The organism is Candidatus Erwinia haradaeae, assembly GCF_900698925.1.
In the GTDB taxonomy this organism is placed as follows: domain Bacteria; phylum Pseudomonadota; class Gammaproteobacteria; order Enterobacterales; family Enterobacteriaceae; genus Erwinia_E; species Erwinia_E haradaeae_I.
The window spans coordinates 796,732-811,768 of record NZ_LR217713.1; the positions used below are offsets into that span (position 1 = coordinate 796,732).

At 30.8% G+C, this 15,037-nt stretch carries 9 protein-coding genes and 1 tRNA gene; 4 read left to right on the plus strand and 6 right to left on the minus strand.

Going from position 1 to position 15,037, the window contains the following annotated elements; translation table 11 throughout:
* Positions 1-71: 71 nt before the first annotated feature.
* Positions 72-148 (plus strand) — tRNA-Asp (locus HACICURV3402_RS02380).
* 511 nt (positions 149-659) lie between these two features.
* On the opposite strand, the gene rplI is transcribed toward HACICURV3402_RS02380, so the two are convergent.
* From rplI to rpsF, 3 genes are all read right to left on the minus strand, one after another.
* Positions 660-1,112: a 50S ribosomal protein L9 gene (rplI, locus tag HACICURV3402_RS02385; protein WP_157992732.1), complete on the minus strand. Its 453-nt coding sequence runs from the start codon at positions 1,110-1,112 to the stop codon at positions 660-662.
* Between the two features lie 37 nt (positions 1,113-1,149).
* Positions 1,150-1,377 (minus strand): 30S ribosomal protein S18, encoded by a 228-nt coding sequence (rpsR, locus tag HACICURV3402_RS02390; RefSeq protein ID WP_157992733.1) that lies wholly within the window; start codon positions 1,375-1,377, stop codon positions 1,150-1,152.
* 338 nt (positions 1,378-1,715) lie between these two features.
* On the minus strand, positions 1,716-2,108 hold the full coding sequence (rpsF, locus tag HACICURV3402_RS02395; protein ID WP_157992734.1) for a 30S ribosomal protein S6: 393 nt from the start codon (positions 2,106-2,108) through the stop codon (positions 1,716-1,718).
* 1,787 nt (positions 2,109-3,895) lie between these two features.
* Between rpsF and HACICURV3402_RS02400 the strand changes: the two genes are divergently transcribed.
* From HACICURV3402_RS02400 to speD, 3 genes are all read left to right on the plus strand, one after another.
* Positions 3,896-5,851, plus strand: a complete 1,956-nt coding sequence (locus HACICURV3402_RS02400) for an exoribonuclease II (protein WP_157992735.1) — start codon at positions 3,896-3,898, stop codon at positions 5,849-5,851.
* Positions 5,852-6,936: 1,085 nt separating this feature from the next.
* Positions 6,937-7,806 carry a polyamine aminopropyltransferase gene (gene speE, locus HACICURV3402_RS02405; RefSeq protein ID WP_157992736.1) on the plus strand — a complete coding sequence of 290 codons (870 nt, stop codon included), beginning with the start codon at positions 6,937-6,939 and terminating at the stop codon, positions 7,804-7,806.
* A 13-nt stretch (positions 7,807-7,819) separates the two neighbouring features.
* A complete protein-coding gene (gene speD / locus HACICURV3402_RS02410) occupies positions 7,820-8,629 on the plus strand; it encodes an adenosylmethionine decarboxylase (protein WP_157992737.1) in 810 nt (269 codons plus the stop codon).
* A gap of 732 nt (positions 8,630-9,361) precedes the next feature.
* Here the strand turns inward: speD and purD are convergent.
* The 3 genes from purD to HACICURV3402_RS02425 all read right to left on the minus strand — a co-directional run bounded on the left by purD (position 9,362) and on the right by HACICURV3402_RS02425 (position 14,200).
* Positions 9,362-10,666 (minus strand): phosphoribosylamine--glycine ligase, encoded by a 1,305-nt coding sequence (gene purD, locus HACICURV3402_RS02415; protein WP_157992738.1) that lies wholly within the window; start codon positions 10,664-10,666, stop codon positions 9,362-9,364.
* Between the two features lie 842 nt (positions 10,667-11,508).
* Positions 11,509-13,101 (minus strand): bifunctional phosphoribosylaminoimidazolecarboxamide formyltransferase/IMP cyclohydrolase, encoded by a 1,593-nt coding sequence (purH, locus tag HACICURV3402_RS02420; RefSeq protein WP_157992739.1) that lies wholly within the window; start codon positions 13,099-13,101, stop codon positions 11,509-11,511.
* Between the two features lie 355 nt (positions 13,102-13,456).
* Positions 13,457-14,200 (minus strand): 1-acylglycerol-3-phosphate O-acyltransferase, encoded by a 744-nt coding sequence (locus tag HACICURV3402_RS02425; protein WP_157992740.1) that lies wholly within the window; start codon positions 14,198-14,200, stop codon positions 13,457-13,459.
* Positions 14,201-15,037 lie beyond the last annotated feature (837 nt).

The window sequence follows — 15,037 nt, forward strand, 5'->3', positions numbered from 1 at the left end:
TTGACGACATATAAAATTTGATCTAACATACAGATGTTAATTATATAATATAAACTTAGTACCAGTACCATGGAGCGGTAGTTCAGTCGGTTAGAATACCTGCCTGTCACGCAGGGGGTCGCGGGTTCGAGCCCCGTCCGTTCCGCCAAATACATAAAATATTTAATTTTTAGATTAGAATGAATCCTAAGAATTCTATTGATGGAATACAGGTAGTTTAGTTTTTAGAAACTTAGGTGATGATATTATTCTATAATGATCATTATACTTTATGATTAGAGTATTATACTCAATTTACAAATAAATTGATGATTGTAATATGTAACATCAGTATGTTACGTACAATGTATTATAGTTATGATTTAAAATGAGCATAATATTTTATATGCTCATTTTTTCGTTCATGGATTATATGCTTTATAATAGAGATATCTTATCGACAGAACGTTCGATATAACCATCTCTATTGATCCACCTCTTTCTTGTATTCATATTAAGACGAATAACTGATCTTTATATATCATATCGCAAAATAATTTATTCTTTTTATAACATATACCATCCAAAAAAAATAATTAAATTTATCTTTATACTTAAAATTCAACTCATTCTATTCTATTCTAATGTTTATATAAAAAAACTAAAATATTAACTACAAATTAATATCTAGATACAATATTAATAATTAAGGTAGCAAAAACCTGGCTATGAACTTGAAAATCTACTGTATGCTCTCCAATTGTACGCAATACTCCATTTGGTAAGCGCACTTCACTTTTCAACACTTCAATACCAGCTTTCGTAACAGCTAAAGCAATATCACGAGTCCCAATTGAACCAAATAATTTACCTTCACTACCTGATTTAGCGAACAAAGTAACACTTCCTAACTCATTAATTTTTGTAGCTCGCTTCTGAGCAATAGTAAGAACCTCAATAACTCTAGCTTCTATCTCTGAGCGACGAATGTTAAAAAATTCAATATTTTTTTTAGTGGCTAAAACAGCTTTCCCTTTTGGGACTAAGAAATTACGAGCATAACCTGCTTTGACATTCACCTGGTCGCCTAATTTACCAAGATTTTCTACGCAATCTAGTAGAATCACTTGCATATTCAAAATCCTCTTTAATTTACCAATGAATATTCAATTACTGATGACAATCAGTATACGGCAATAAGGATAAATACCGAGCTCGTTTAATAGCCCTTGCAAGCTGCCTCTGATATTTTGCACGAGTACCAGTAATTCGACTTGGTACAATCTTACCACTTTCAGTAATATAATTTTTCAATATAGCAATATCTTTATAATCAATCTCCTGCACACCTTCAGCAGTAAATCGACAAAACTTACGACGACGAAAATAACGGGACATATAATTACTCTCCAAACTCTATGAACTCAATCTTATTGACATGAAGCATGATTTATCTCAAACCATTTCAGCCTTACTGGAAGAAATCACCCCTCCTAAAATTTAAGAATATTAACTATAATAATAAACTTGCTTATCACCTAACAGATATCACTACTTATTACAATCAGAATCTAATATCCACCACTCTATTGTAACGAGCTGCGATATCTTAATATATTATATTGCAAAATTATCTGATGGTACGAAACCCTTAATAGAAAAATAATTCTTATAGTAGGTTCTTAACCAAGAACTCCAAAAAAATGACATATTCATCCCGAATAAAGCAGATTTTTTTATGAAACATTTATAATCTCTGTAGTAGCAATTGAATCATTAGAAAAATCCTCATGACGATCTCGACGCTCCTCTTTTACTCGAACCATTGGAGATGGTGCAGTCACCGCGTCGTGAATTCGTATAATCATATTACGAATAATAGCATCGTTAAATCGGAAACTGTTTATTAATTCAGCAATAGCTCCCTCTGGTGCTTCTACATTCATAAGCACATAGTGAGCCTTGTGAAGCTTATCAATGGGATAAGCTAATTGGCGACGCCCCCAATCTTCAAGGCGGTGAACTTTACCTCCTGATGTCGTTATAATACTACTATAACGTTCAATCATGCCAGATACCTGTTCACTTTGATCAGGGTGCACCAGAAATACGATTTCATAATGACGCATTTAATTCGCTCCTTACGGATAAGTCAGCCTCATATCAAGATTAACCTTGTCATGTAGAGGCAAGGAACACAATCTATTAGATAGATCTATTTATTATGATACGCATAATATACAAGAAAGAACAAAGGCTCTTTTTTAAAGAAAGAATATACTATATACTATAAAATATATTAACTACTTCTAACATTTTTCTGAAAAAGAATAATATATCTCAAGAATGAGAAAATACCATTAACTCTGAAATAATAGATTTTCACGTTATCGGATAACTTAAAAAGAACATAGTAAAACAAAAAATATATATACGCAACCATGACTCTGCATCTTAGGTTAAGAAATAAATCTATTTAATATACAATCATCCCTCTCAGCGAGATATACACAAAATTAGTAAGCTAGTAAAAATTTGAGATGCCAACTCGGCCATGTTTCATAAAAGTCGAAATCTTATGTAAGTAATAAACTTACAGATTACAAGACTACTTTTAAACACTCTTAAAACCTAACATATATCTCTAACTCACTGATCTAGGATCTCAACAAATCACGTGATTATCCATATCTTGAAATGATCCTGTCGTATCAAATATATAATCACATTCTCTTCTGTGTTCTTACGAATTTTTTCTTTTTTATAAAATATAATTCAGATTTATATATTAGACCTATCCATCTAATAGGTGTATAATTCACCTTCAACTTCATAATAAAGAACATATTTCTATTTAAACTTTATCTAAAAGATAGTATATAATAAATCTTCTTCTCTTTTGTAGTTACTAACTCATAGTAAAAAACTTTTAGTTATTTATCTAAGTCAATACTTCCATTCACGCTATAGAAATATTTCTCTCTTCGTCCACATAAGAATTTTTCAATATCTTATCTATCAAATAATACTAAATTAACTAAAAAACCAATAAATCAAATCAAAAAAATAAATCCTATCAATATCAACATAGTACAAGAACTGTGCTTACCTGGCATAATCCATCTTAAGATGTTATAAATAAATGAAATATCCTCCCGTTTATCCAAATCTATGGAAAAACAATCCAATTATAAAATTAAAAATAAATATCTAGACTAATCAAATAATATACTAGCAATATATTAAACTACAGGTTTAACCTCCTACAGATCATGCTATATATCTAAAGCACAATATATCTAAAGCACAATTATCTATTTACGTAACAGTTGATGAAAGAAGTCGTTCCATATCATATCTAAAATGATACCATAAAGATTTTCAGATTTGATTTGATAATTTGATACAATAAACTATGATTGCATCTAATAACATCTAAGAAGACTCAAATATAATTTCTACTACACACTAGTTAAAACAATAACAATATTTAGAGATAAAAAATAGTCACTCTAAATCTTTCAGTTAAGAAATAACAATTTCTTGTTAATAATGACTAACTCAAAGAACATGTTTAGCATTATCTCTATATAAAATAACTTAAAAACCTAGTCATTTCATTAGAAATATGTGCTAATATAGCACATAATAGTAATCAACACGAAATCAATTAAATCACTTAACAGATTCAGAAAAATTTTATATTTCTTTTTTGATAAAAACTAAATAATGAATTAATTATTGATACCTTGCAAATCTAAATCTATAATCTTTTTCTACTGAATTATCGATTTTTAACATTCTTTTACATCAACATTAGGTAAAAAATTGACTTCTTTCTAAACGTCTTATTTTTTCCTTAAAAAAGAAAAACGTAATAATTCATATTTCATTTAACTCAAAATCTATTAATATCATGCTCCAAAATAACCCTCTGCTTGCTAAGCTCAAAAAACAACTAAATTCTCAACTTCCCCGGGTCGAAGGGATAGTTAAAGGTTCTGAAAAAGGTTTTGGCTTTTTAGAAATTAACGCACAAAAAAGTTACTTCATTCCACGCTCTTTTATGAAAAAAGTAATGAACGGTGATCGTATCAGTGCGGTCATTCAGACAAATAAGGATCGAGAAATTGCCTGTCCTGAAAAACTTATTGAACCATCTCTCAAACGTTTTGTTGGGCGAATACAGAAAAAAAATAATCGTTTACTTATCATTCCGGATAATCCTTGGCTAAAAACTGCAATCCCATGCGACGCTGGATTTAATGTTAAACATTCTTTCCAAGAAGGGGACTGGACCGTAGCAAAAATACGCCATCATCCATTAAATGGTGATAGCGCATTCCATGCTGAACTCACAGAGTTCATTACCAAAAAAGAAGATAATCTTGCGCCATGGTGGGTCACGCTCGCACGCTATAATTTGGAGCGCGAGGAACCTAATGCGCCAATTCCCAAAGAAATGCTTAATGAAAAACTAAAACGTAAAGACCTTACCGACATCCCATTTATTACCATCGATAGCGCTCATACTGAAGACATGGATGATGCATTATATATAGAAGATATTGGTAATGATGAACTGAAACTATTTATTGCGATCTCTGATCCAACTTCTTATATCGAAACCAATAGCATATTAGATCAAATTGCCGCTGAACGCTCTTTTACTAACTATCTACCAGGATTTAATGTTTCAATGCTACCTAGACAGTTATCAGAAGATATCTGTTCTCTACGCCAAGGAAAGCGTCGACCTGCACTGGTTTGCTGCGTTACTATTTCCAAAGATGGCACGCCCCATCCATCTGTAGAATTTTTTGCGGCCTGGATCAAATCTAAGGCACGATTAGTATATAACAGTGTATCTGATTGGTTAGAATCAAATAAATCCAGCCCATGGAAACCAGAAAGCCAAGAAATAGCTAACCAGATCTGTCTGCTGCACCGTTTTTATTTAGCTCGCAGCAACTGGCGACAGACGCACGCTCTTTTATTTCAGGAACAACCAGACTTCCGCTTTTTAATCAATAAACAGGGAGAAATATTAGATATAATTACTGAACACCGACGTATTGCAAATAAAATTATAGAAGAATCAATGATTTTGGCAAATATCTGCGCTGCTCAGGCGTTAAGACAAAGGTTTGGATTTGGTATCTATAATGTTCATGATGGTTTTGATAAAATCCATGCAAATCAAGCATCAGCAATCTTAGCTCATCATGGAATTATCGTTGATCCTGTTATTCTTTCTACCCTAGATGGATTTCGCAAACTACGACGTACACTAGACTGTCAATCAAATCAAGTTCTAGCAAATCGCATTCGACGCTTCCAATCATTTGCTGAGATTCGCACCACTCCAGGACCACATTGTGGTCTTGGTTTAGAAGCATATGCTACCTGGACATCTCCTATCCGCAAATATGGCGATATGATTAATCATCGCTTAATAAAATCCATGATAAAGGGTGAACCAGCTGTACATCCAAAAGAAGAACTAACAACCAACATGGTCGAACGTCGTCGAAAGAACCGAATGGCTGGACGAGATATAGGTGAATGGTTGTATTCACGCTTCTTACAAAAAGAAATTGGTAGCAATCGTTTCTTTAAAGCTGAAGTTCTGGATATATATCGTCACGGCATGCGCGTTCGACTTCAAGAAAATGGCGCTTTAGCATTTATTCCTGCAGAACTAATCTATGCAATTCGTGAAGACCTGATCTGCAGACATGATTCGGGCAGTATCCTAGTAAAAGGACAATTACTTTATCAAGTCACCGATATGATTGATGTAACGATCACAGAAATACGGATGGATACTCGAACTATTATTGCTCGTCCAGTCTCCTCATATAAAAAATAAACCTTATACATGACAAATTGTCTCTATTTATATTTATTACTGAAAAATAAAATAGATATAAAAAGTAAAAAGTATACATAACTAAAAACAGATTAAACAAAATTACTACACTTCTTTTATTATTACAATCCCGAACTAATTCAGTATTTAAAAGTGAAATTACCAATCAATCAGAGCATCTCTGTGATACAAAAAATATATATCATTGTATACACATTAAATAGGTATTTAATTAGTACAGTATTAAATACTGACGAAATAAATGAAAACACTTTGTACATGCTATACGGAATACAGTGAATAAAAAATATCCCATAAAAATATATATTTTAAACATTATGATCTTATCGCTTTACACTTATTCCGTTGATACATGAAACAAAATTTGTTAAAATCAAGATGATTCATATTATTCTATAGACTGAATTCTAAAAGAACATTATGGATAATCTATCATTCTACTATAAAAAATATCTAACATGATTCTCTTTCTATAATACAGAAACTATGTGTATACTAATGTTCATGTTCTCACAATATAATATTTATTTCTCTTAGTTAGACATCAAACATACAAATAGAACCATACTTAGAAAATTTTCTATTTATAATAATTCTTTATTACACTATTAAATAAATTAAGTATTCTTTAATATATAATTAGATATTATCTATAATATCTATAACCAATTAAATCAAATAATTAAAACGTTCTTTAATTACAATATTTGTTGTTATATAAACCAGCATACAAATCACTATATGAAAAAAAGAGCCATACGACCCTAGAACTAGACGGATAAAATCTGATAAGATTTTAAAATAGCTAAAAATTTCTTGATTTACAAGGCGTGCAGTAATGTCTTTACCATTTTTTAAAAAAATTATATTACACATTATTCTCTCTCATCGAGAGAATAATTAAACGTTGACTTTTATATATATTAATTATAAAGATAATTACATTACATTATTCTAGAATAATATAATAAATAAATATATCAGTCAAGAATACCAACCTTCCATATATCACGTGATATAACAACATGTTATTTTCTGATAATTGTAACTAGGACTTCCTTAGCATGTTAACCAATAACTTATGGCATGAAACACTGCATTCTAAATTGGGGCAATATTTTACTATCAATAAAATACTACATCGTACACGTACAAATCACCAAAATTTAATTATTTTTGAAAATACAAACGTAGGTCGCATCCTAGCACTAGACGGGATAGTACAAACTACTGAATCTGATGAATTTATTTATCATGAAATGATGGCACATGTCCCACTATTAGCCCATGGTAACGCACGAAAAGTATTAATTATTGGGGGAGGGGATGGTGCGATGCTACGTGAAATAAGTTATCATAAAAATATTGAACAAATTACCATGGTTGAAATCGATGCAAGTGTAATTGAGTTATGTAAGCGATATCTACCTAATCACCATTCTGGTTCTTTTGAAAACCCCCTTTGTCAACTTGTTATTGATAACGGTGTCCATTTTGTGCAAACAACTTCTGATCGGTTTGATGTAATTATTTCTGATTCTCCTGATCCAATTGGTCCAGGAGAAAGTCTGTATACTTCAAAATTTTATGAAGGATGTCACAAATGCCTAAATCCAGGGGGTATCTTGGTGACGCAAAGCGGCGTCTGTTTTTTTCAATTAAACGAAGCAATAAATAGTTATCGTAAATTACAAAACTATTTTAATGATGTCAAGTTCTACCAAGCATCAATACCTACCTATTATGGCGGTATAATGACTTTTTCCTGGTCAAGTAATAATCCTGTTCTACGCCAAATAGATGTATCAACCCTCATTCATCGTTATAATAAAACAAATCTCAAGTGCCGATATTACAATCCAAAACTGCACGCTAGTAGTTTTGCCTTACCGCAATATTTTTTAGATGCACTAAAAGATAGCTCAGCATTTTAAGGAAAAAAAACAATTGCAAAAGTTGAAATTACATGGATTTAATAATTTAACTAAAAGTTTAAGTTTTTGCGTCTATGACATATGTTATGCTAATTCAGAAGAAGAACGCGACGGATATATCGCTTACATCGATGAACAATATAACGCTACAAGGTTAACTGAAATTCTCAGTAAAACCTGTTCAATTATAGGAGCTAACGTTATAAATATTGCTCGTCAGGATTATGAGCCCCAAGGTGCTAGTGTAACAATTCTTATTGGCGAAGAAACTATGGATCCACATGATGTAGATACGTCAGAACATCCGGGACCACTATCACACTCAATGATTGCACATCTAGATAAAAGTCATATTTGCGTACATACTTATCCAGAAAGCCATCCTGAAGGGGGGTTATGTACTTTTCGAGTAGATCTTGAGGTGTCCACATGCGGAGTCATTTCTCCTTTAAAGGCTCTCAATTACTTAATACACCAGCTAGATTCAGATATTGTGACTATTGACTATCGCGTTCGAGGTTTTACACGTGACATTAATGGCGTAAAACATTTTATTGATCATAAAATCAATTCAATACAAAATTTCATGTCAGAAGATATGAAATTAAAACATGATATGATGGATGTGAATGTATACCAAGAAAATATCTTTCATACAAAGATGCTTCTAAAAAAATTTGATCTGACACACTATCTATTTAATTCTAAATTAGAAGATTTAGGACAAAAAGAACATGAAAGAATTACTAATCTCTTATGGAAGGAGATGCGTGAAATTTATTATGGTCGGAATATACCAACCGTAGGAAAAATATATATATAGTAGAATTACTTACTGAAATAAAAAATGACATATTCAGATTGTATATATAAGAAACAAACCATAATAAACTATTCTATATATGAAAACAAAAAAGAATGATTTCAATCATAATGATTAATTAATTAACATATCAAAACTTTCATTATCAAACTAAAAGTATGGAGAACAGTTTTCGGAAGAACATTGTAGGTTACAAGTCATTACATCAAGCACACTTAAGACAAATTACACTCCCATATTTTATTCTCATGCAAATACCAATCTGACTAATTCTATCACTTATGGCATATTTAATTACTATAAAACAATCATAAAACGACAAACAATACAACACACATATTATCCTATAATATATCTTATAGAATTCTATCACCACTTCAGTTAAGATTCTAACTGTCTGTAGTATAAGGCACTATACAATACATTGCATTATATAGGTTTTTAAAAATCCTTAACCCTAACCTTAATAAAATAACAATACAAAATCTATGCTTGTTCTAAAATAATAATTTATTCTCACAGATGGATAAAATAGATGCTATCAAGGTTGCAATATATGAAATACACTAAATCTACTTTTCTAACTTCTATCACCTATATAACAATTTTTTTATTTAAAGAACGTGTCTATCTTATAGAACATTAACAATCAATCTAAAAATTTATAAACACAAATAAAAAATTATTATCTCTATTAATAAATTAATAATTGATATTATTAATTTATTGTCATCAAACAGCCTTATCTATTCTTAGTAATTCCCGATTAACCTCATGATAACCTATGTCTCTACGAAAAAACTTTCCATTCCAAGAAATTAAATTTGAAATTTCATAGGCATGTCTTTGTGCAGATATAATATCTGATCCTAATGCAGTAACACATAAGACACGACCACCATTAGTTACAATAAACTGATCCTTAAGCATTGTTCCAGAATGAAATACTTTTCCATCTAATTTATCTAATAATGAAAGACCATAAATTGGATCACCCTTTACGTATTCTCCGGGATAACCATTCGCTGCAAGAACCAATCCCAAAGATGGACGAGGATCCCATTTTGCCTCTGTTTTATGTAAAATACCAGACTCAGCTGCCAACAATAACTCAACTAAATCAGATTGTAGTCGCAATAAAATAACCTGAGCTTCCGGATCACCCAGACGACAATTAAACTCAATAACCTTAGGCTGACTATTGTTATCAATAATTAAACCTGCATATAAAAATCCAGTATAAAGATTGCCATCATAAGCCATTCCTCGAATAGTTGGCAAAATAATGTCATCCATAATTCTGTTATATACTACATTAGTAACCACTTTGGTCGGCGAATAAGCTCCCATTCCACCAGTATTTAAACCAGTATCACCATTGCCTACCCGCTTGTGATCCTGGCTTGTAGCCATAGGTAGAACATTCTCACCATCTACCATAACAATAAAACTTACTTCCTCACCATATAGAAATTCTTCTATGACAATTTTATTCTCTACCCTCTGCAATAAACCGCCTTCCAGCATCCCTCGTATAGCAGATTCAGCCTCCTCCATTGTCATGGCAATAATAACGCCTTTACCTGACGCTAAACCATCAGCTTTAATGACAACAGGAAACCCTTTGTTACGCAAATAAGCAAGTGCTGACTCAATATTAGTAAAGACTTGATATTCCGCTGTTGGAATATTGTGACGAACTAAAAAATCTTTAGTAAACGCTTTAGAACCTTCTAAAAGAGAGGCGCATTGAGTTGGACCAAATATTCTTAAACCCACTTTACGGAATCTATCCACTATCCCATATATTAAAGGGGTTTCTGGACCTACAACCGTTAAATCAATCTTTTCATTTAAAGCAAAGAGCAGTAATCCACGTAGATCATTCGATAGAATAGCTACGTTTTTCATCTTAGATTCTAAAGCAGTTCCAGCATTTCCTGGTGCAATAAATACACTAGTCACTAATTTAGAATGAGAAATTTTCCATGCTAACGCATGTTCTCGCCCACCATTACCAATTACTAAAACTTTCATCTAAATCTCATTTTCTTTAAAATCTAAGGTGTATTTTTAATCATCTTACGTCTTTACTAAGATAAATAAAAAAATTCTAATCTAATACTATGATATAGTTAAATTTTTTCAAAAACCTAACAAATAACTTTCTATCAACCTGTTTAAAAAAATTTTCTATCTATTATGACTGAATATATGAAGCTAATCAACCAGTTATACCAAAATATAATACAAAATACACTCATAACTGTTGAGATAGGAAATCGATCTTCTTTTAAATCACCATGATCTTTATCCGGTTGTATCAAGAACATTATATATATCATATATATTATTTTATAAATCAATATATTTAACTATACTTTTATATTATATAATACACATCTAAATAGATAGTCTCTATCTTACTGTTTATCCAATGAACACTTTTTAATAAAACTATACTATGTAAGTATAAAATGATTCAGTAAATTCAACCTAAAAATATATTCATATAGAATTATATTTAATAGTTAGTTCATAGTCACAAAAAACTAGATTTCTCTTCAATCCTTCTCAAAAATCCAATAGTATTAGGTATATCATCCAATCTAGACCATATACTTGATAACATCAATTCTCTCATGCGATGAGACGCATGGATATTTTGTTTCAAACTTAATATTAGTTTAATAATAAATAATTTTTATATACTTACAAGTAATCAAACGCTTGAAATAAAAATTAAAGTATTTATCTTAGCCTTTTCTTCTACTTAACTATAGTGATTCAAAATTTCCTATAATATCTATTAAAATCAGATACAATAAGAAAGTAACCTAGTAAGTTTCCTATCTAATTAAATATTTTTTCATCTAAGATCAATGCCTAAAGTGACGAATATCAGTAAAAATCATAACCATATTATACTTATCTACAGCTGCAATAACTTCATCATCACGAATAGAATTACCTGGCTGAATTACGCATTTAACCCCAACAGAAGCAGCAACCTCAATGCTGTCACTAAAAGGAATAAAACCATCAGAGGCCATCACCGAACCCTGTAATTGCAGACCTTGCTCAGCCGCTTTAATAGAAGCGATTTTCGCAGAGTACACACGACTCATTTGACCAGCTCCTATACCGAGCGTCATATTATTTCGTACGTACACAATTGCATTTGATTTCACAAATTTAGCTACTTTCCAACCAAAAAGCGAATCAAGAATATCCCTCTGACTGGCTAAACGCTTACTAACTACGCGAAGCTGATTTTTAGATACTATTTTTGTATCCTGAGACTGAACCAAAAGACCTCCTTTGACACGCTTAAAATCTAATGCCATATGACGTAATTGTTTCCATTCTCCACAAATAAGTATACGTAAATTTTTTTTAGTTACAGCTAAGTTCAGAGCTTCAGAACTAATAGAGGGAGAAATAATAACCTCTACAAATTGACGACTAATAACTGACTTTATAGTGGCTAAATCTAATTCACGATTAAAAGCAATCACACCACCAAATGCAGAAGATGAATCAGTTTTATAAGCTTTCTCATATGCCTCAAAAAGCGTCTGTGCTGATGCCACTCCACAAGGATTGGAATGTTTTACAATCACGCAAGATGGTAACTCAAATTCCTTTACACACTCTAGCGCTGTATCAGCATCAGCAATATTATTATATGAAAGATTCTTACCCTGTAATTGCTGTGCAGTAGCTACACACGGTTGAAGATTTGTATCTTCTATGTAAAAAGCTGCCTTTTGATGAGAGTTTTCACCATATCGAATGTCCTCTTTCTTAATAAAATTTAAATGCAGGATAGAAGGAAAAAATTCAGATGGCTTCATTCTTTCTTGATCAGAATCTGTTAAAATATTACTAAAATAATTAGCAATCTTACTATCATAAGATGCAGTATACTTAAACGCTTTAGCTGCTAAATAAAACCGCGTTTTTAATGTAAGTGAATTCCCATTTTGATCCAATTCTTTACTAATAGTAGTATAGTCACTAATATTAACCACAACAGCAACATCTCTATAATTTTTGGCAGCAGATCGAATCATAGTTAAACCACCAATATCAATCTGATCAATCGCCTCTTCTAACGTACATGCACTACAGGATGCAACTTGAGAAAATGGATACAAATTAACGACAACCATATCAATAGGCATGATCCCATGTGAATCCATAACGTCGCAATCCTTATGACGCCTCCCTAAGATACCACCATGTACTTTAGGATGTAATGTCTTTAACCGTCCGTCCATGATTTCTGGAAAACCAGTATAATCAGAAACCTCAGTAATAACTAGACCAGAACGAGCCAAAAAACGAGCGGTCCCTCCAGTTGAAAACAATTTTATACCGCGTCGAAATAAATCTTGTGCTAATGTAAGTATTTCTGTTTTATCAGAAACACTAATCAATGCGCAACGGATCGGTCGATATGACAACATGTCAATACCATTCCTTATTAAATAAAATATTGATAACATTTTAATCAAAAAATAAAAATACTGTTTATATTATCTAGTATTTTATCAAGACTAATATTTGATTAATTGCCTTAATTAATATCACAATAGTTGATATATATTAAATAATACATCATACATATCACCACAAACTGAAGATAAAGATAAAGAAATCGTATCCTAAAAAAAATTTATTACATAATATTTAGAAATTCCAGTTCTAACCTATCTTAAAAATAGGAGGAAATTATAGATAATCTATTATACTAAATTTTTAATATTAATTTACTAATTAAATACAGACTAAAATATGTACAGAGATCTATCTTATCTGGTTTTATTTAAAACGACGATGTATAGTTTTATGTAAAAAAATTTCAGTATTTAATTCATATAACTTCTTTATCATTAACTTTCTACAATAATTAGAACAAAAACGAACTGACTGATCAGAAAAACAACGAGGATCAATCGGCGGTAACATTTCAACAATAACAAAACCATTTTTTAAACGATTCAGATTAATGTTACCATGAGTACTGGATACTACTACTGGAATAATAGGAACACCTGCAGCTTTAGCTGTATAAAATGCCCCCATTTTAAATGGAAGAAGACCTCGACCTCGACTCCGAGTGCCCTCCGGAAATATCCAAAAAGAAATTTTTTGTTGTTTAAACTTTCTAATTAATTTTCTAATTACTCTATATGATTGAGTATAATTTTTCCTGCTAATTAAAATATTACCACTTAACCAATACAGAACTCCAAAAAACGGAATCCATAATACACTAACTTTTCCAACAGTGACAGTACCAACCTGAACCATCTTAGCTGCAGTAATCATATCAAAATTATTTTGATGATTACAGATATAAATTGCATTAGGATAATGTTCAAAACCTAAAGGCTTGCGTAGTAAGACCGTTAAACCCACAAAATAAGACAGATGACCAAATAATTTACTAAAGGTTGCAACATGACACGGGTTGCGTGGGCTTAACATACAATAAAAAAAACCAAAAATAGAAACAATAATAGAATAAACTAAAATAAAAACGACACGTAAAAAAGCAAGCATTATCTTATATCCAATAATAAAATATTGTTTACAAACCCATCGCTAGGATTTTAAAAATTTATTAATTGTTCACTAAAGTAAATAGAAAATAAATTCTTGACCAGACTAAAAACTATTAACTAGCTGCCAAAAGTAGCTATTAAATTTATTATATTTTCACTTTTTACTAAATAAAATAATCATCGTGTATTTTATCAACTATGCATACATTCATATTGACCTTTCTGCATTCTGCAAAACAAGATTTGTTACAAATTGGGTATCAATAAAAAAAACTATATTCAAATTTCTTGATACTATAAAAAAATATTTAAAAACAGTACACAGAAAACAATACAGCAATTGTCATAACATAAAAGTATCTTTAAACATGAACCTAGCCTATATTTATCCAAATAGGACAATAAATGGTATATAAAACAGTATTCCAAATAATTAAAAAAGAATTTTTTGAGCTTTACAGTATTTCTGTAAAGCTATGAAATTTATTTTTTAACACAAACCCCATCAAGCGTCATAATACTCATAAAAATATAACCTACTAGATAATATTAAAGAAAAGTAATGACAACAAACCCGAACTAAGTGCATACGTCATAGATCATTGCTATATACAATTATAACAATAAATAAAATTTATATTATCTACGTATCTTAAATAAATATATTTAAATATCTATACAGATAAAGATCTACAATCATTCTCTAGTTTTAGAAACTATTATTAAAGAGTAATTTTCTCTTTCTTCTAAACTATCAATAAAAAGAAAATATTAAACCATATCTTACAAACTTTGATAAATACGTAACTATATTATCTAAAAATACATCGGTTTC